This is a genomic window from Streptomyces sp. NPDC058632 (assembly GCF_042717095.1).
GTDB lineage: Bacteria > Actinomycetota > Actinomycetes > Streptomycetales > Streptomycetaceae > Streptomyces.
In genome coordinates, this window is the sequence record NZ_JBHXQZ010000040.1 from 50,818 (window position 1) to 67,913 (window position 17,096).

The following is a 17,096-nucleotide window of genomic DNA, read 5'->3' on the forward strand; positions in this document are numbered from 1 at the left end:
CACCGACCGACCAGGCACGCGTATGCCTCGCTGCACTCCCACCGGCCTCCGCCACGCTGCCAGTGCCGTCGACCAGAGCAAGCCGCGACGGCCGACCCACACCCGTTTCCGGGTCCTCCACGAACTGAGCCGGGTGGGACGGCGTGGGTGACGGAATCCGGGGACGGACTCACCGAAGATTCATCCGGAACGCTTCTACGACGCGGCCGACGACACGCTTCCGCGGTCACGCGGGACCGGAGGAACCACCATGCAGCCGGACGACCAGATCATGCGGGGCCCCGGGGAACGACGAGTCGCCGAGGCCGCGGAACGAATCGTGGCCGAGGGCCGGCCGCGGCTGCACCGCACCTGGACATCGCTGGTGGCCACCTCGTTGCTCGGCGGCATCGATGTGGGTGTCGGCATCATGGTATTGCTGTTCGTGCGGCACGAGACCGGCAGTGAACTGCTGGCCGGACTGGCCTTCTCCGTGGGGCTCATCGCCCTGCTGCTCGGCCACAGCGAGCTCTTCACGGAGGGCTTCCTGGTGCCCGTCGCCACCGTGATCGCCGGCGCGGCCACCTGGCTCGACCTGGCGCGGATGTGGGCGACGGTCCTGGTGATGAACCTGATCGGCGGATGGGTCTTCACCTGGATCGTCATGCAGGCATTCCCCGGCCTGCACCGCACCGCGGCCACGACGGGCGCACACTTCGTCGACGGGGGGTACACACTGAGCACCTTCTGCCTGACCGTGCTGGGCGGCAGCGTCATCACGCTCATGACCCGTATGCACCACGGCACGGATTCCATGACCGGGAAGATCACCGCATCGATCATCGCCGCGTTCGTCCTGGCCGGACTCGGACTGTGGCACTCGATCCTGGACTCCCTGATCGCGTTCGCCGGCCTGCACACCGGCAGGACGGCATACGGTTACGCGGACTGGCTGGTGTGGCTGGCCTGGGCGGTCCTGGGCAACATCGTCGGCGGCCTCCTGCTGACGACGGCACTGCGTCTGGTGCGCAGTGCCCCGGTGCTGCACGAGGGCGGGCCACCGGCCGAAGCCGGCTCCTGAAGGCCGCCGGACGGGCGTGAGGCGCCCGGCCCACGCACGCGGCCTGCACATCGGGCCAGACGACCAAGAAGGCCCGAGTCGATGACCTGGACCTTGTCCATGGAGCGGGTGGTAGCGCGCGAGTTCCAGGAATCTGAGCGGCCCTTGGCCGCGAACCTGCGCGCAAGTCGCGGTTTCGCTGTCCTGTCGGAACGGGTTCCGGAGCCTACGGCTGCGCTTCGCGGCCGGCCTGGGCGCGATCCGGCCGGCGGTTCCCGCGGCCGACGGCCGGAGGGGTGCGCAGCCGTAGGCGCTCGCCCTGGGGCCCGAACATGATCAGGTACTCAACAGGCCCACCGGAGCCGGCGTTCACCACCCCATGCGGGGTGCGGGTGTCGAGCTCGGCGACGTCCCCGGCAGTCAGGACGAGGTCCTGGTCGCCGAGCGCGAGCCACAGCCGCCCGTACAGGACGCACAGCCACTCGTAGCCCTCGTGGGAGACCTGCCGCGGTCGTGCGGGCGGACCCTCGACAGCGGGCAGGACGTGCTTGTGGGCGTGCAGGCCGCCGACGTACCGGGTCAACGGCAGCACCGCCTTGTCATCCCCGAAGCTCAGCGGCGCCGTAGCGCGCGGCTCGGCCGCGGGGGCGGGCGCGGTGCCGGCCAGTTCGTCCAGGGAGACGCCGTACTCCTTCGACAGCTGCAGCAGCACCTCCAGGGTGGGCTTGCGCCGGCCGGTCTCGATCCGGGACAGCGTGCTGGTCGAGATGCCGGTCGCGCAGCTGACACCGGCGAGCGTCGCGTTGTGGTGCTCGCGCGCGGCCCGCAACCGGGGCCCCATCGCGGCCGGCGTGCCGTCCACGTCGTCGACTGCCACCTTTCCCGCTCCTTCTTGCCGTGCCGTTCCACCGTTCTGTCCTGCGAGTTTGCCAGAAGGGCAAGGCTGATCGCGTCGGTCGGGTGCCACGCCGCATGATCGACGGGTAGCCGCGTCCGTCCGCGAATCGAGGAGAAGCCCATGCAGCCCGAGCCGACCGCCGAGCTCCGCCACCGCACCGTCGAGACCCCGGCCGGGCGCCTCCACCTGGTCGAGCAGGGCACCGGCCCGCTGGTCCTGCTCGTCCACGGCTTCCCCGAGTCCTGGTACTCCTGGCGCCGCCAGCTCCCGGCCCTCGCCGAGGCCGGCTACCGGGCGGTGGCGATCGACGTGCGCGGCTACGGCCGTTCCTCCAAGCCGGAGGCGACCGACGCCTACCGGATGCTCGACCTGGTGGAGGACAACGTTGCCGTCGTGCGTGCCCTCGGCGAGGAGAGCGCGGTGGTGGTCGGCCATGACTGGGGCGCCAACATCGCCTCCGTCTCGGCCCTGCTCCGCCCCGAGGTCTTCCGTGCGGTCGGCCTGCTGAGCGTCCCCTACGCGCCGCCCGGCGGCCCGCGCCCGACCGACATCTTCGGCCAGATCGGCGGCCCCGAGCAGGAGTTCTACGTCTCCTACTTCCAGAAGCCCGGCCGCGCCGAGGCGGAGATCGAGCCCGACGTCCGGGGCTGGCTCGCGGGCTTCTACGCGGCCCTGTCCGCCGACACCATGCCCGCCCAGGGCGAGCCCGACCCCCACTTCGTTGCCCGCGCCGGCGGCCGGCTGCGCGACCGCTTCCCCACGGGGGTCCTCCCGGCCTGGCTGAGCAAGGACGACCTCGACGTCTACGCCGGGGAGTTCGAGCGCACCGGCCTGACCGGCGCCCTCAACCGCTACCGCAACATGGACCGCGACTGGGAAGAACTCGCCCCGCACCGCGGAGCCCCGATCAAGCAGCCGTCCTTGTTCATCGGCGGCGCCCTGGACGCCTCCACCACCTGGATGTCCGACGCCATCGACGCCTACCCCACCACCCTCCCCGGCCTGTCGGCCTCCCACCTCTTGGACGCCTGCGGCCACTGGATCCAGCAGGAGCGCCCCGACGAGGTCAACCGCCTGCTGACCGACTGGCTCGCCACCCTCCAGGGCTGAACCAGGCAGGCTGCCTGGGCGGCTTGGCGGTTCGTCCGGGGTGGGCGGCGGTGACGTAGCGCGTGGCGGTCTGCGCGGTGATGCCGAACAGCCGCATCAGCCTGAGCGGATCGCCCTCGCGGGGGCCCTGCTCGCGCAGGACCTTCACCCAGGTGCGTACTTCGCTCGCGACCGGCCCCGGCAGAGCGGGCAGGGCCGACCCGCTCCACACCTGATCCCCGTCCCGGTGCGGGGCGGGATCACGGCCAGGGCGAGTCGGACCATCTCGGCGACCTTGCGGCGCCAGCCCGCGGTCATTCCGTGCTCGGCCTCGATCGCCTCGATCACTGGGCGGGCCTCCTCCCATCCGTCGACTGGCCGGCCGACGATCGCACTGACCGTGGCGTCGCCCAGCACTCGGGGCACCGTGAAGAGCGGGATCTGACCGCGGACCTGTGCCTCAAGCACCGGCGGGCCGGCGGGAGCGGCCCGCTGCCTCCGGAGCTTGGCCCACCACTCCACCCCCACCTTCGAACCGCTCTTGGTGGGCCGGCGCAGCGGTCGGGACGACACCGGCCGGTCGCCGTACGTGCCGCCGACCGTGAGCTGGACCGCCCGCGCCCGCGCCTCCTCCAGGCCCAGAGCCCACTCGGCGTCATCCTCGGCCCGGATCGCAGAGAGGCACGGCTTGCACAACCCGTCCGTGTTGAGGTGTGCCTCGTGCCGGCATCGCGGGCACACCCCGCGCTCCGGGTACTTCTTCGCCCAGGGCCGGCACACCTCGCACACCCGGTACCAGTGCACCACCAGCCATCCCAGACACACCGGGCAACTCCGCGCCAGCCCTTCCCCACGATCCACCGCCACCGGCCATCCCCTCAGCTCGGCGGAAGCGAGCGCGGACCCGCACCACGACGGCCGCGCGGCACCGGCCGAACCGGGCCCGCCGACGGCTGTTCCTCAGTGCCGACCGCGCGCTGGTCGGACTCCGGCGCGGCCCGGCCCGCCCCGAGCGGCTCGGCCTGCAGCAGGTCGGCGACCGTGCGGTTCAGCGCGGCGCACATCTTGTCCAAGTCATCGAGGCGCACCGTGACCGGCGTGCCGCTCCACAGTGCGGCCACCTTGCTCAGCGACGGGTTGAACCCGACCTGCTGAAAGGCGGCGAGCACCTCCGTCGGCCGCCACAGGTCCCGCTGGGCGGCCACCATCCGCAGATTCCACTTCACCGAAGGTTCCCCTTGTCCCTCACCAGTCGCTGGGCCGCCCGGGAGCTGGCCGCCAGATTCGCGAGCTCCGGGTCGGCGGGCGCCGTCGCCATGTACCGAAGAGTCGTCGTTGTCCAGTCGTGTCCGAGGACCTCCTGGAACAGGTACGCCACCCTCGGACGGGGACCGGAGCCCCGGACGCCCTTGCCCAAGACGACGAACCGGCCCCACTGGCCGTGCTCCCAGTGGATGTCGCCCAGGCACACCCCGCACAGCTCCGCCGCCCGGACACGGAGAGGTAGGCGACCTTCGTCATCACGTAGTCACGGCAGGCGACCGCGTACTTCCGCGCGTTCGGCAAGTCCTCGCACCACCGGCCGAAGAAGTCCTTCATCGCCGTCTGGGAGGGCGGGATACGCAGCCCGAAGTCTTGGCGGTGACGCGGCCGGTTGAACGGGTCGATCGGCGACTCGACGGAGGCACCGAAGCGGCGCATGATCTCGCCGGCGTATCGCTGCTCCAGGAACGCGAAGTACGCGTCGAGCTTGTTGATCTTGCCGCGCAGGGTCGACTGGGCTCGCTTACCCGGCCCGGCGAAGTACCGGTCGACCTCGCGGGAGGTCAGCTGCCACGGAACGGTGCCGTAGAACTCGCAGACCTCGATCACCGGCTTGATCAGCCCGTCCAGTGTCGTGGGTGCAAGACCTGCCGCGTCGCGCGCCCACTGGCACTCGGACAGTGTGTCGAGGAAGAAGCTCTCCTCGTCGTGCACCGAGATCCGTGCCTGGCGCCGCCGTTGCAGGGTGACCACGTCCGCGAGCCCGGTCTCCACCGACACGCCGGCCGGGTCCATCACGGCCGTCTGATCCGGAGCCGGGCGCACGAGGGTCAGCACGCGACTTCCAGAATCTGACACGAGAACGCATATTACTGTGATAATTCGCAGATTTTGCGAGTTACTGCAGAGATTCCACACGAGGGATCGAGGGCGCAAGGCACCCTCATCGACCTGCTGAGATGCGCGTTCTCAGGCTGTCGGCACTCCTCCGGAACCCGCGCGTACTCCACTGACGAGAATCGAACTCGCGCTCTCAGCTTGGGAAGCTGCGGCTCTTTGCGGTCGGGTCGGTTGCTGAGCTGGGCGAACGGCCGGGGTGCCGTCCCGTCGGGCTCGGCTGCTTTCACCGTGATTCCCTGGTGTTCCCCGTTCGATCTGGTGCGCTTGTGGTGCGGTCATGCTGGTGTGGGGCTGTTTCCGGACATGCTAGGAAGGGGTGCGTCCGGAGGCGCCTCAAAGATGTTTCTTCGCTGCTCTGACGATTCGGCTGATGTCGTCACGGGTCTGTGCTCGGCGCTGGTCGAGCTGGCTTCTGGTCTCCGTCTTGGCCAGTGCCGTGACGTCGGCGAGGACGGCCTCTGCGGCCTGACCCAAGGTCTCGTCGTCCGTAAGCATCTGGACCCGGAACAGGGCCTCTTGTGCGCTGGACCGCAGATCGTACGCGCGGATCCGGGCGGCATCAGGGTCTTCGGGGGGTGGTTGTTCGTGCTCACAGAACCACAGGTGCACCAGGCAGCGGCGGTAGTTGATCAGCGTGCCGGCGTAGGTGGAGTAGGCGTCGAGTCGTTCTTGCCGGAGCTTCTCGCGGCGGGTGAACTGGTGGCTTCTGTCGGTGGTGCGGTGCTGAAACGCCAGTGTGATTCCCGAGCCGAGCAGGGTTCCGAGGACGGCTATGGCACTGGCGATGATGGTCTCCACATCCCAAGCCGACCACGTGTCGTGGATCCAGGTGTGACGCTTGGCCAACTCGACCGTCACCCAACACGCTTTCCAAGCCTGTTGGTGGCCTCGAGGACTGGGAACGGGGCCGTTCACCTGCGTTCATGAGCGGTCGGTCGTGGTAGCGGCTGCCGTCCTCGGTCTCGTCTGAACGGCCGTGAACGGCCGTGAACGGCGCTGAATGAGAAGGAAACCGAGACGGACGGTGAGGCAGGGCTCGCTAGCATTCTCGCTGTTGAAGGAGAAGTCATGGCTCTGGTCCGCAAGGGATCACGACGGATCGTTGTCGACGGCACGGCCTACCGCTGGCGACTGCGAGGCAGACCGACGTACTTCCAGGGGATGGCCTGGTCGCCGTGTACGTTCGCGGTCGAGCATGCGGACACCCCAGGTACGGTCCTCGTGGTGACAACCAACCAGCCGCATACGAGGAACTGGATAGGTCGTGAGGCCGAGCCCGTGTTGCCCTCTGGTGTTGCTACGGCCATTCGGTCGGCCCTGTGTGAGGGGTGGACTCCGACGACTTTGGGCTCTGTGTTCCACATCGACGAGTCAACCGGCTTCACACCCGGGTTCTGAACGCAGCAGGGAAGAGCCGGGGCCTGGGCCTCAGCCGACGACAGTCAGCCACGATGGCGGGTGCGTCGACCGGTCAGGCGCGCGTGTGCCTCGCTGCACCCCCACCGGCCTCCGAAGCGCATCAGTCGGCGGTTGATCAACCACCGTAGCGGCTGCGCAAATCCTCGGTGATCCTCGACATCAGCTCTATCGCGCCTTGCGGTTGCATCTCCGCCAGCGGGCGTTCCGTCTGAGGGTCGTAGGCAGTCAGTCCCGTTTCCTTCTCGACGATGGCTGAAAGGGCGAAGACCTTGCCGAGCACGACCGCAGCATCGTGCCCCGCATGCCAGTAGGGCACAGTGATGCTTACCTCGTCACCCAAGACGGACAGGTCGATGCCGGTGCCCGAGTGGCTAAGGTCTCGCGACTCCTGCTCGTACTCCGTAATGTCTACTTCACCCAGAAGCATCCGGGCTTGCGGCACTATTCGGCCCCAAGCTTCAAGGAGGCGGGCCGGGATCGGCTCGCTGAACTCGGCCGTGTCTTCCATCGCCTCCAAGACCTCATCCCAGGGCTGACCGCCGCGTCGGCTCAAGAAATAGACGTCGTAGCTCATCGCGCGATCGTAGACACTCCTTTCGCTGGCCACAGTCGACCTGATCTCTCCTGACGAGGGATGCTCACCAGTCCCGCCATCGGTCCGTGAGCTCGTGCCGACCGAGCCTGCGTCCGGCGGTCAGGGCCGCGACGTCGACTCCCTGTTCGGTGAGCGCCTCATCGATGTAGGCAGTACAACCGCTCGCGTTCATCGGTTTCGAAGGCGCACTCCTCATGAGTCTCGGTCACGGCGTTCAGGCCGGGATGACGGCCACCTCTCCGGCGCCGGCGAAGTGCTCGCGACACACATGGTGTTCTCCGGCGGCCCCCCTCACCCGGGGGCGTCAGAAGGTGAGTTCGACGTAGTCGGCGGACCGGAACCCCGGCCACCCGGGTCACTGAGCTTCGGGTCGAGCTCTGGTCCGGAGTCCGGCCGGACCGTCATGCCCTCGGCGGACGAACGGCGAAGCACAGGTGCGGGCTCCGGCGGGGCTACGTGACTCCTGGGGGTGTCCGGAAGTTGAGCTCCCAGGCAAGGTCTTCGATGGCTGGTTGCGACAGCGCGCGCGGATCGTCGGCTTGCTGGCGTTTAAGTAATTCCTTAACTTTGTGGTGTGGGTGTCGAGGGGAGCCGTCTTGGGCTGGGCGATCAAGACCACCGATGAGTACGCGGAGTGGTTCAGGCTCCTGATCAAGGAGGATCTGGGTTCGGCTTCCCAGGTCGCGCAGGCGGTGGCCGCCCTGCGTGAGGCAGGGCCGACCTTGGGACGCCCTCTTGTGGACCGGTTGAAGGGCTCGGAACTGCATCATCTGAAGGAGCTGAGGCCGGGATCGGGTGGGCGCTCCGAGATCCGGATCGTCTTCGCCTTCGATCAGACTCGCTCGGCCCTGCTGCTCCTCGGCGGTGACAAGGCCGGAAACTGGGAGCGCTGGTACCGCGACAACATCCCGCTGGCCGAGCAGCTCTACCACGAGTACACCAGCGACGACGAGGACTGAGGAGTAGGCACATGCCGAAGAAGGCTGCGCAGGACTGGGAGGCTCTGGAGCAGGAGCTGTACGCGGCAGGCGTGGAGCCCGCCGAGGTGGAAGCGGGATCTCGTCGGCTTCTCGCCGAGGCGCGTGGCCACCAGCTCGCCGAGGCACGCAAGCAGTCCGGGTTGACCCAGCGGGATGTGGCGGCCCGGATGGGCGTCAGTGTTGCCCGGGTCTCCCAGATCGAGCACGGTGAGAGCGCCACCCTGGATGTCATCGCTCGCTATGTGGAGGCACTCGGCGGGAGGCTGGATCTGGTCGCGGACTTCGGCGACCACACCCTGCGCATGCCGGCCAGCGGCAATCAGGGCAGCGCGGCGGTGTAACCGTCAGCGAGAGCTGCAGGGCTGCGGTTCATCAGTTCTGCACGTGGCTCACCCACAGGGCCTTGAGCTGTTCCCTTTGCTCGACACTGATGACGCCGACCTCCACCGCCATGGCCACGGGTGCCCTGCTGGCCTGCTCGGACGCAATGTACCGACGTGGTTGTGAGCTCCGTTGTACTGCTGTTGACCGTGACTGTCCGCTCTTACGGGCACGCCGTGGGCACGCCGTGGGCACGCCGTGGGCACGGCTTCGGACAACGGCCGACGGAGCGTGCGCACGAACGGCTCTGTGCTTGACCCGGCTGACGCGTATGCCGAGTCCAGGGATGCCTTCGCGGCTGCATGGACCCTCGGGTGAAATGTGTCTCTGCCAGGTGGCTCGGGGGTGAACCGCACTACGTCACCGTGAGGTGAGTACGGGCGGACATGACGGGCCATCAAGTGCCGCGTCCGCTGTCGGACCGGTACGTCATGATCGCCTCATGGAGCGCTCGAGTGCGGTACGGGGAGACGGGATGACCGGGAGTGGGCTGCTGACGGCACGGGCCGAGATGGCGGCCCTCGACGATCACGGTCTGGCGGCCGCGCTGGGCGGGCTCGTGGACGGCCTGGGGTACTGGAGCGGCAAGGGGGCACTGGCCGCTGTCGAGCGGACGGGGCGCTGTCTCGCCGGGACGGGAGAGCCGACCGGGCCGGACGAGGGGCCGGGAACAGCGGGGGAGGGGTCCTGGTCACGGTTCATCGGGCGTATCGGTGCCGTGGCGTTGCGTGCCGTGGTGGAGCCCACCCGCGATGAGCGGCGCCGGCGGTTGCTCGCGCTGCTGGAGATCTGGGCGGACAGTCCCTTCGCCGATCCGCGGGCCCGGATGCGCACGGGCCTCGTACGGGTGACCGAGGGCGGCCCCGTGGTGGTCCGGGACGAGCGGGGGGCGGCTGTCGTGGTCGGCTGGCCCACCGAAGGGCTGCGGAAGTTCGTCGACCTGCGGGCGGGGGAGTCGGATCCGCCGAGCCCGGGGGTGATCGAGGAGGTGACCGACGTCCCGCGTGGGGGATGGGGTGATGCCGATCAGGTGCGCCGGCTGGTGGACCTCGTCCGGGAGCGCGGCCCGGTGCCGTGGGACCTCGACGCGGTGGCCGTGCTGAGGGACGGAACGGGGATGGGCCGTGCGGCGGCGTCCTTCGCTCTGGCGGGGATGCTTGCCGGAGGGTATCTGCCGTACCTCGACGACGGGGAACGGAGGATCCACCGGCTCAAGGTGGCCGAGATCGAGGACGGCGTCCACGAGCCCTGCCGGATGGGCTCGCTGGACCGCCTCGAACTGCTGGCGGACGTGCTGCCCGAGGATCCCGCCGAGCTGTGGGAGCCGCAGGGCATGCGCGAGGTGGCGGAGCGGATCGCGCATGCGTGGCGGGATCGGTACGGCCGCCGGACCGTGGTCCCGGAGCGCACCTTCAACGCGGCCATCGAGCTGCATCCGTTCCCGCTGTCGGCGGGCCGCTTCTGCGCGGCGTTCACCGACCACGCTTCGATACGCGGTCTCGGTTCGAACCTCGACCCCTGGATCCGGAACAGCGAATTCGGCCCCTTCCTGACTGCCGGGGGCTGGGACCTCAACGATTTCAAGGACGTCTTGCACGTCGCCGTGTCGAACCTCTTCCGGGTCTACGCGGAGCTTCCCTCCGGTGACCCGGTCCGCGCCGGAGCACCCGCCCTCCTACGGGCGCTGCGGGAGCGGGTGGACCATCCGGGCCTGCTGCTGAACGCCGGCGTTCTCAGCCACACGGTGGGACACCGGGTCGCCGATGTGCACGACAGGTTCGGCTCGCGTCCCTACGCCGGCCCGGAACCACTGGAGGTCGCGAGCGTCGACGACGGACTGACCGTGGTCGTGGACGGCGTCGTCGACCGCAGAGGCGATCGTTCCCAGCCCCGGCTGTACTTCCGCCCGGCGTTCTACGGCGACGACGAGCGCTCCCGGACGTTGTCGGCGGCCCGGGCGGACCCCCGTCACGATCCCGGGATCGAGATGGTCGAGTGGCTGCGTGGACCGGCCTGCGCGCGCATCGTCGAGCGGCTCGAGGACTCTTCGCTGCCTCCGGGGTCGTACGAGACGAATCCGGCAGTCTCCACGCCCGACGTGCTGGGACGGGCGGCCGGCGGGCTCGGCATCGACGAGGACGCGGCAGCGCTCTACCTGCAACTGCTGACCCTGTACGCGCCGGGCGACCGCAACATCCGTGTGTGGAACGGCTGGAAGGCCGACCGGCACCAGAAGGCCGCCGCCGTGCTGGTCGAGCGCGGCCTGGTCGTCGAGGACAGGCGCGCGAGGACGGGCCGCCGGCTCTTCCTGCCGGGCGAGTGGATCCACGCCGGGAAGCCCTACCAGCCCATGGAGGCGTGGAAGGCGGAACTGCTGGGGGTGGAACGCTCGTACAACGGCCGGCTGGAGAACCCACTCCCTCTTCCCACCCGTACCGTGCCCGATTTGTTCGCCCACGCGTGGGAGCTGGTAGAGGAGGGACGGGGGCCCTCGGCGTAAGGACTCCGGTGTCCGGTGAACGGGCAGTGCTCACAACCGTTCCATGACGCGGGGCTGCTCGAGCGTGCGTGCCGATACGCGGTGCCTCCTGAAGGCATCGTGGAGACGGTCGTGGACGACGACCTGATCGAGCGCGACCCGTGCCGGATCAAGGCCGTCGGAAGGGACGCTGCACGAGCACGGTGTCCTTCTCCCCGCTGTGCCGAGTCCGGGTTCGCCGGTGTCAGACGTCCCGGATGATCACGCGGTCTCCGCAGAGTCCGGTCCAGTCGTCGCGGTCGGAGGTGAGGATCAGGGCGGGGGACGGCGAACGCAGGGCCATCGCGGCGACGAAGGCGTCATCGCGGCCTCGCTGATCGGTGCGGCCGTGTCCGTCGGTTTTCACCTCGCCTTCGTGCGCCTGCACCGAAGGGCCGCGTGAGCACCCGGAACCACGACCCGCTGGAGGGTTTCGACACCACCGTCCACGCCCCGAACCGGCTGCGCGTCTGCGCCCTCCTGGACACTGCGGGGGAGGCGGAATTCGGCCTGATCCAAAAACAACTCGAGCTCTCGGCGTCCGCGTTGAGTAAGCACGTCACCGTGCTGATGGACGCCGGCTACGTCGAGCAGCGCAAGGCCGTTCGCGACACCCGGCAACGGGTCTGGCTCCGGCTGACCCGGCGGGGCCGGGACGCTTACCGGGGACACCTCGCGGCGCTGCGGGCGATCGTGGGGCCGTCGGACCCGGCTCTCCGAGGACCGTCGGATCCGGCTCCCTGAGGACCGTCGGATCCGGATGAACCTCGCCTCCGGCCTGCCTGCCTTCCCCAGCCGGCCGCGCTCCGAGTGGGAACGACCGACGCGACCTGCCTGGAGACGGCCTTCGCCGAACCCACCCTGGCCGGCAACGAGCGCGGCGGGCCCATCGGCCTGGAGTTCCACGGGCCTGGAGCTCCGCGTTCCGCCCCTCGCCGAGTGTCCGAGGGAACCGCGGAAGGCCGGGCGCGACCGCGCCCCGCGTTCGTACCGGCTTTTACCACCAGACCTCCGCCTTGAAGACGATCGAGGTCCGTTCCGGGGTGTGCTCGGCAGGTGGTGGCTCTGTCACACCCGCACCACCCCCTTTGGTCGAGGGGGGTTCCGTGGCTGGGGTACGTGGAGGGCGCGGGATGCCCGTACGGGCCCGGACAGCAAACAAACCCCAGGCCATTGACCTGGGATCTCTTTCTGGAGCGGGTGACGAGAGTCGAACTCGCGCTCTCAGCTTGGGAAGCGAGGGCGCTTGGGCGGGCTGCATGGCTCTGACCAGCGCAGATACCTGGTGCTCGAAGTGATCGTGTGGGTCGGATCGCACCGTTGTCGACCGTGGTTTTCCGTCTCTACGGGCACGCGGAGGGCACGGAACCTCGAGAGGGGAGAGGCCGGCGTTGCTGACGGTGCAACCGCGCATGGGCCGCCTCGTACGGAGACCAGCTGTTGATGTGACGTTGCAGCTGCATACGAGTGGCCCAGCTGGGGTACCGCGGAGGCACTGTCAGAGAAGTGTGTCCAAGTCCCACGACGCTCGAGTGTCCGCGCAAAGTCACGACGACCGCGTGGTTCGGCGAGGAACCGTATGGAGCGCTGCTCGTCGCCGAAGTCACGTGTGACAGCGCGGTCACCGAGACTGACCGCGCTGGAAAGCTCGCGACGAACGGCGACTCCGTGTGTCCCGCTCGGTTGCGCCGTGCGGCCGATGAGCTTTTCCGGCCGCCGGCCGGACGGGTGGATCAGCGCAGTCCGGCGAAGAGATCGTTCTCGGGTACGGCGGCGCCGGTGGTGTCCTTGACACGTACGAAGGTCTCCGTGCCCATCAACTCACCGAACTTCTCCTTGCCCATCTTGAGGAAGAAGATGTTCTCGCCCTGACTGGCGTGCGCGGCCAGCGCATCGAACTTCTGACTGCTGAACGCAGTGGTGTCCACCCACGTGGTGATCTCATCGTCAGGGAGGCCGATCTCGGCCATCGCGGCGGCCTCGGCAGGATCCGGCTCCGGCATGTCCTCATGAAACTCGCGCATGATCTCGCCGAACCGCTGCATCCCCGAGCGGGGCATCGTGGTCCAGTACACCTTCGGTGTCAGCGCGGTCATCTCCAGCGCCGCCATCGTGATGCGGTGGGCCTGGATGTGGTCGGGGTGGCCGTAGAAGCCGTTCTCGTCGTAGGTGACGACCACATCAGGTCGGTAGTGCCGCATGAGTTCCGCGAGTCGGGCGGCGCCTTCCCCGACGGGGGTCTGCCAGAAGGCTCCGGGGGCGTCGTTGCTCGGCCAGCCCATCATCCCGGAGTCGGCGTAGTCCAGCATCTCCAGATCGCTGACCTTCAGGACGGCACAGCTCGCCTCGAGTTCGTGACGGCGCATCAAGGCGACCGCCGCCGGATCATGACCGGGATCACCCGGCTTGACACCCTCCGGTCCGTCACCGCAACCGCCGTCGGTACACGTCACGAGAACCGTGCGGATGCCTTCCGCCGCGTACCGCGCGAGGACCCCTCCGGTTCCGGTGGCCTCGTCATCGGGGTGGGCGTGTACTGCCATGAGGGTCAAGGGCCGGTCAGTCATGAAACAGTCCTCCTGCAGAAATACGTCTTGGTCCAAGTAGCGCGGCGGGCGTACCGCCGCGATCCCGGGGCCCGGATCCTGGTGGGGCGGACGACCTTGTGGTCTCCGTGTTCCCCGCCCGCGCGGCGCCGGTGCCTCGGTCGATGCAACACCGCCGCCCGGACCGGCTGTTCCCGGCACGGCCGCTTGGCCCGCACGTCGGCGTTCCAACGCGAACGAGATAGGCGACAGACACAGGCGTTGGCGCATTCCAGCTCGTGTGGGAGTCGTTCAGCGCCAGGGAAGGGCTGCAGAGCTCGGAGTTCTGCAGCCCGGTGGGCCTGGCCACATCGGCCGCGGAACTCGTGCCGGCCCTCGACGTCTCCGAGGACGAATTCTGGAACTGGGTGCTTGACGGCCGGCTCCCGGGCCGGGGAGCCCCGGCGGTGCCGAAGGAAGCGCTGCCTGCAGACCTGGTGTATCCGCTGCTCCATCGGGTCGGCCTTGCAGAGGAGACGGTAGCCGAGCTGACCAAGGAGGACGCGGTGGCCCGACTTCACCAGTACTGGACCGAAGGAACCTGAGTGCAGGCGAGCGACAAGCAACCACGCCGCGCTTGGTCGGCCAAGGATGCCGTTGACATCCGTTCTTCGAGGCGGCGGAACCCCTGAAAGCGTTCGAAGTCTGGACAACAGCTAAGGCCCAGGTCTCTGACCTGGGCCTTCTTCGTGGAGCGGGTGACGAGAATCGAACTCGCGCTCTCAGCTTGGGAAGCGACGACGCTCGCGTGGCTACATGGGTGCTGACCTGCGTTGATTTGTTGTGCCAGTGTCGCGGCGCGAACCTGGTCGCACCGCTGTTGACCGTGGTTGTCCCCTCTGAGGGGCGCGCCGTGGGCACGACGCCGCTGAGCTGTCTGGCCAGGGGCACAGGTGGTGCTCGCGTCGGCTGGTCACCGTTGTTTCCCGGGCGGATCGACAGCCTTGGTCGCGATTGCGCATGTCGCAGGAAGTTGTCGTCCCCGGCACCCGTCGACGGCGACCATCCCGCACCGGTGGTCGTGGCCGTGATCGTCGGAGACGGTGGGACTGGCAAGGGCGGCATCGATGGCGACGGCTTGGCCGTCCTCCATCGCGAGGGAGGTGATGAAGGTGGTCCTCGACCGCTGAAGACGGCGCAACGGACATACGTCGTTCTGGTACATGGACTATGTTTGGTACATGTCCATGAAGCGCACGAACGTCTACGCCGACCCCGAGGATCTGGCGATCATCAAAGAGGCGGCCAAGCGGCGGGGCATAAGCGAGGCTGAGATCATCCGTCAGGGAATTCATCTCGCGGCGATGGCGAACCGGGTCTGGGACGAACCGTTGTTCTCGCGGACGTTCGAGGGGCCGGGACGCACGCCGTCCAAGACTGAGGTCCGTGACGCGGTCGCCGACGCGGTCCGCCGCGAGACGGACTCCGGAACTGCCGCGTGATTATCGTCATCGCGGATGCGTCCGGCCTCCTGGCCGCTCTCGACTCGACTCACCCGGAGCACAGGGGCGCGAACGAGTCGATCATGGCGGCCGGTCTCCTGATCATGTCTCCGCTCCTACTGGCGGAACTTGATCACGTGGCCACGCGTGAGTTGGGGCGCGAGGCAGCCCTGAGCGCGGTTGACGACCTGCGGCGCTGGATGAGCCGGGGTCGTGTCGTGATGCCGGAGATCACGGAAGACCACTTGGGTGCCGCCCAGTCCGTCCGAGTCCGCTACGGCGCGCTCGACCTGGACCTCGCCGACGCGGTGAACGTAGCGCTTGCGGCCGACTACGACACGAACGCGATCCTAAGCCTCGACCGACGGGACTTCCGGGCCGTGCGTCCCCTGGGTCGCCACAAGGCGTTCCGGGTACTCCCGGACGACCTTCCGCTCTGACGCGAGATCCTCGGCGGCCAAGCGCCTGCTCCCGCCGGGAGTTGTGCCCTTTTTGTCGAGATGCGCGATGAGCGGTGGGCGTCCGGGGCGGGCGGGCTGAGTGCTCTCCCCGCGTGAACCTGCTGATGGTCGACGTGAAGACGCAGGTCGGCGACGTGCTGCAACGTGAGTGGGCCGCACTCGTGTATTGCCCTGTGAGGTTGGGGACGCGGCTGGCGGGTGGTTTGCCTGCGAGCGCGGTGTGTCCGCGGTGGTGATGGTAGGAGTGCAGCCAGTCCGGGAATGCGTCGCGTCGTTCCTGCTCTGACCGGTAGGGCTTCGCGTAGGCCCATTCGTCGAGCAGGGTGCGGTTGAGGCGTTCGACCTTGCCGTTGGTCTGGGGTCGGTAGGGTCGGGTTCGCCTGTGGGCGATCCCGGCCAGGGCAGGTGCGTCGCGTCAGGCGGGACCTGTAGCAGGCGCCGTTGTCGGTCGGGACGCGCTCGACGGTGATCCCCGCGCTGGTGAAGTAGGTGTGGGCGCGGATCCAGAAGGCGGTGGCGGTCTCTTTGCGCTCGTCGGTGAGGATCTCGCTGTAGGCGAGGTGGGAGTGGTCGTCGACGGCGGTGTGGATGTAGCTGTCCCGGACACTGTGCGGCGGGCCCGATCCCGTTGAAGCCGGCGTACTGTCTACGGCTCGGCCGACGCTTCCTGCCGCCTGTCATTGCTCCCGCCACGGGGGCGTGAGCTCCACCGACGCGATCACGCTCCCGCACTGCCGGCGGCCGGCAGGCCCTGCTCGTCCCGTCCCCGCGCACCTGCGCTGCGGTGACACCTGTGCCCGCCTCGCGGCGGGTTTCCGCATCGCAATCGCGACGGTCTACCGCTACATACGTGAGGCCACCGACCTCCTGGCCCCGCTCGCTCCGACACTGGAGCAGGCCATGGACACGGTCCGCAGCAAGGCGTACGTCGTCCTCGACGGCACGCTGCTGCTGATCGACCGCATCGCCGCCGACCGCCCGTACCGCTCGGGCAAGAAGAAGCACCACGGCATGAACGTGCAGGTGCTCGCCGACCCGGCCGGACGCCTGATCTGGGCATCGGACGCGCTGCCGGGAGCCACACACGACCTGACCGCGGCCCGGACCCACGACATCCCGGCCACTTTGGCCGCCGACGGCATCAAGTGCTGGGCGGACAAGGCGTACCAGGGTGCGAGTCCCGCCGTCCGCGTCCCGTTCCGGGGCAGGAATCCGCGCGGCTGGCGCCGGCGTCACAACCGGGACCACGCCAAGATCCGCAGCCTCGGCGAACGCGCCGTGGCAACCCTGAAAGGCCGGCGGCTCCTGCGCAAGCTCCGCTGGAACGACGCTTCGGCGTTCGTGAGTTGTTTTCCGACGGCTCCCCGAGCCGCTCAGGGGTCGACCGGGTCCGGCGCTGCGTTCTCGGCGTTACCTAACGGGGGAAACCGCGAGGGAACCCCTCCACAGATGGTGGGGGTGTGGTCAAAAAACGGCCTGTGTATAGCCACCCCCGGCGTCCACCCCCCGGGGAAAACGATTAAATA

At 68.7% G+C, this 17,096-nt stretch carries 15 protein-coding genes, 1 tRNA gene and 4 pseudogenes; 10 read left to right on the forward strand and 10 right to left on the reverse strand.

Annotation, left to right across the window (positions count from 1 at the left end; translation table 11 throughout):
- Positions 1-250: 250 nt before the first annotated feature.
- A complete protein-coding gene (locus ACFWVE_RS17445; RefSeq protein WP_384014505.1) occupies positions 251-1,060 on the forward strand; it encodes a formate/nitrite transporter family protein in 810 nt (269 codons plus the stop codon).
- Positions 1,061-1,265: 205 nt separating this feature from the next.
- Here the strand turns inward: ACFWVE_RS17445 and ACFWVE_RS17450 are convergent, their stop codons facing one another.
- Positions 1,266-1,916, reverse strand: coding sequence for a helix-turn-helix domain-containing protein (locus tag ACFWVE_RS17450; RefSeq protein ID WP_384014508.1), 651 nt, complete (start codon positions 1,914-1,916; stop codon positions 1,266-1,268).
- A gap of 141 nt (positions 1,917-2,057) precedes the next feature.
- On the opposite strand from ACFWVE_RS17450, the gene ACFWVE_RS17455 reads away from it, so the two are divergent.
- Positions 2,058-3,047, forward strand: a complete 990-nt coding sequence (locus ACFWVE_RS17455) for an alpha/beta fold hydrolase (RefSeq protein ID WP_384014511.1) — start codon at positions 2,058-2,060, stop codon at positions 3,045-3,047.
- A gap of 144 nt (positions 3,048-3,191) precedes the next feature.
- Here ACFWVE_RS17455 and ACFWVE_RS17460 read toward each other — a convergent pair whose 3' ends face one another.
- The 6 genes and pseudogenes from ACFWVE_RS17460 to ACFWVE_RS17485 all read right to left on the reverse strand — a co-directional run bounded on the left by ACFWVE_RS17460 (position 3,192) and on the right by ACFWVE_RS17485 (position 7,182).
- Positions 3,192-3,893, reverse strand: a complete 702-nt coding sequence (locus ACFWVE_RS17460; RefSeq protein ID WP_384014514.1) for a hypothetical protein — start codon at positions 3,891-3,893, stop codon at positions 3,192-3,194.
- 11 nt (positions 3,894-3,904) lie between these two features.
- Positions 3,905-4,252: a helix-turn-helix domain-containing protein gene (locus ACFWVE_RS17465; protein WP_384014517.1), complete on the reverse strand. Its 348-nt coding sequence runs from the start codon at positions 4,250-4,252 to the stop codon at positions 3,905-3,907.
- Positions 4,249-5,084 (reverse strand): annotated as a pseudogene (locus ACFWVE_RS17470) (hypothetical protein). The gene ACFWVE_RS17465 and the pseudogene ACFWVE_RS17470 overlap by 4 nt, the downstream one beginning before the upstream one ends.
- Before the next feature lie 209 nt (positions 5,085-5,293).
- Positions 5,294-5,373, reverse strand: a tRNA-Gly gene (locus ACFWVE_RS17475).
- Between the two features lie 149 nt (positions 5,374-5,522).
- On the reverse strand, positions 5,523-5,987 hold the full coding sequence (locus ACFWVE_RS17480) for a hypothetical protein (protein WP_384014552.1): 465 nt from the start codon (positions 5,985-5,987) through the stop codon (positions 5,523-5,525).
- Between the two features lie 736 nt (positions 5,988-6,723).
- A complete protein-coding gene (locus ACFWVE_RS17485; protein WP_384014519.1) occupies positions 6,724-7,182 on the reverse strand; it encodes a hypothetical protein in 459 nt (152 codons plus the stop codon).
- Between the two features lie 617 nt (positions 7,183-7,799).
- Here ACFWVE_RS17485 and ACFWVE_RS17490 point away from each other — a divergent pair.
- The 3 genes from ACFWVE_RS17490 (at position 7,800) to ACFWVE_RS17500 (ending at position 11,064) form a co-directional block, all read left to right on the forward strand.
- Positions 7,800-8,162, forward strand: coding sequence for a type II toxin-antitoxin system RelE/ParE family toxin (locus ACFWVE_RS17490; protein WP_384014520.1), 363 nt, complete (start codon positions 7,800-7,802; stop codon positions 8,160-8,162).
- An 11-nt stretch (positions 8,163-8,173) separates the two neighbouring features.
- Positions 8,174-8,524, forward strand: a complete 351-nt coding sequence (locus ACFWVE_RS17495; protein WP_384014523.1) for a helix-turn-helix domain-containing protein — start codon at positions 8,174-8,176, stop codon at positions 8,522-8,524.
- A 482-nt stretch (positions 8,525-9,006) separates the two neighbouring features.
- Positions 9,007-11,064 (forward strand): hypothetical protein, encoded by a 2,058-nt coding sequence (locus ACFWVE_RS17500; protein WP_384014526.1) that lies wholly within the window; start codon positions 9,007-9,009, stop codon positions 11,062-11,064.
- Positions 11,065-11,287: 223 nt separating this feature from the next.
- On the opposite strand, the pseudogene ACFWVE_RS17505 reads toward ACFWVE_RS17500, so the two are convergent.
- A pseudogene (locus ACFWVE_RS17505) lies at positions 11,288-11,404 on the reverse strand (DNA-binding protein); the annotation flags it as partial.
- A gap of 77 nt (positions 11,405-11,481) precedes the next feature.
- On the opposite strand from ACFWVE_RS17505, the gene ACFWVE_RS17510 reads away from it, so the two are divergent.
- Positions 11,482-11,826 carry a transcriptional regulator gene (locus tag ACFWVE_RS17510; RefSeq protein ID WP_384014529.1) on the forward strand — a complete coding sequence of 115 codons (345 nt, stop codon included), beginning with the start codon at positions 11,482-11,484 and terminating at the stop codon, positions 11,824-11,826.
- 989 nt (positions 11,827-12,815) lie between these two features.
- Here ACFWVE_RS17510 and ACFWVE_RS17515 read toward each other — a convergent pair.
- Positions 12,816-13,649, reverse strand: coding sequence for a PIG-L family deacetylase (locus tag ACFWVE_RS17515; protein WP_384014531.1), 834 nt, complete (start codon positions 13,647-13,649; stop codon positions 12,816-12,818).
- A 257-nt stretch (positions 13,650-13,906) separates the two neighbouring features.
- Between ACFWVE_RS17515 and ACFWVE_RS17520 the strand changes: the two genes are divergently transcribed.
- From ACFWVE_RS17520 to ACFWVE_RS17530, 3 genes are all read left to right on the forward strand, one after another.
- Entirely contained in the window at positions 13,907-14,212 is a 306-nt protein-coding gene (locus ACFWVE_RS17520) for a hypothetical protein (protein ID WP_384014533.1), read from the forward strand.
- Between the two features lie 636 nt (positions 14,213-14,848).
- The gene (locus ACFWVE_RS17525; RefSeq protein ID WP_384014536.1) at positions 14,849-15,109 is read left to right on the forward strand and encodes a CopG family transcriptional regulator; all 261 of its coding nucleotides are present in this window, start codon (positions 14,849-14,851) and stop codon (positions 15,107-15,109) included.
- Positions 15,106-15,549 carry a PIN domain-containing protein gene (locus tag ACFWVE_RS17530; RefSeq protein WP_384014538.1) on the forward strand — a complete coding sequence of 148 codons (444 nt, stop codon included), beginning with the start codon at positions 15,106-15,108 and terminating at the stop codon, positions 15,547-15,549. The genes ACFWVE_RS17525 and ACFWVE_RS17530 overlap by 4 nt, the downstream gene beginning before the upstream one ends.
- A 184-nt stretch (positions 15,550-15,733) precedes the next feature.
- Here the strand turns inward: ACFWVE_RS17530 and ACFWVE_RS17535 are convergent.
- Positions 15,734-16,163 (reverse strand): annotated as a pseudogene (locus tag ACFWVE_RS17535) (integrase core domain-containing protein); the annotation flags it as partial.
- Between the two features lie 49 nt (positions 16,164-16,212).
- Between ACFWVE_RS17535 and ACFWVE_RS17540 the strand changes: the two are divergent.
- Positions 16,213-16,890, forward strand: a pseudogene (locus ACFWVE_RS17540) (transposase family protein); the annotation flags it as partial.
- Between the last annotated feature and the right edge of the window lie 206 nt (positions 16,891-17,096).

Bases quoted from the DNA above. Each gene is read 5' to 3' on its own strand.
- ACFWVE_RS17525 (WP_384014536.1), top strand. From the start codon at position 14,849: ATGTCCATGAAGCGCACGAACGTCTACGCCGACCCCGAGGATCTGGCG.
- ACFWVE_RS17500 (WP_384014526.1), top strand. From the start codon at position 9,007: ATGGAGCGCTCGAGTGCGGTACGGGGAGACGGGATGACCGGGAGTGGG.
- ACFWVE_RS17445 (WP_384014505.1), top strand. From the start codon at position 251: ATGCAGCCGGACGACCAGATCATGCGGGGCCCCGGGGAACGACGAGTC.
- ACFWVE_RS17485 (WP_384014519.1), bottom strand. From the start codon at position 7,182: ATGAGCTACGACGTCTATTTCTTGAGCCGACGCGGCGGTCAGCCCTGG.
- ACFWVE_RS17455 (WP_384014511.1), top strand. From the start codon at position 2,058: ATGCAGCCCGAGCCGACCGCCGAGCTCCGCCACCGCACCGTCGAGACC.
- ACFWVE_RS17515 (WP_384014531.1), bottom strand. From the start codon at position 13,649: ATGACTGACCGGCCCTTGACCCTCATGGCAGTACACGCCCACCCCGAT.
- ACFWVE_RS17495 (WP_384014523.1), top strand. From the start codon at position 8,174: ATGCCGAAGAAGGCTGCGCAGGACTGGGAGGCTCTGGAGCAGGAGCTG.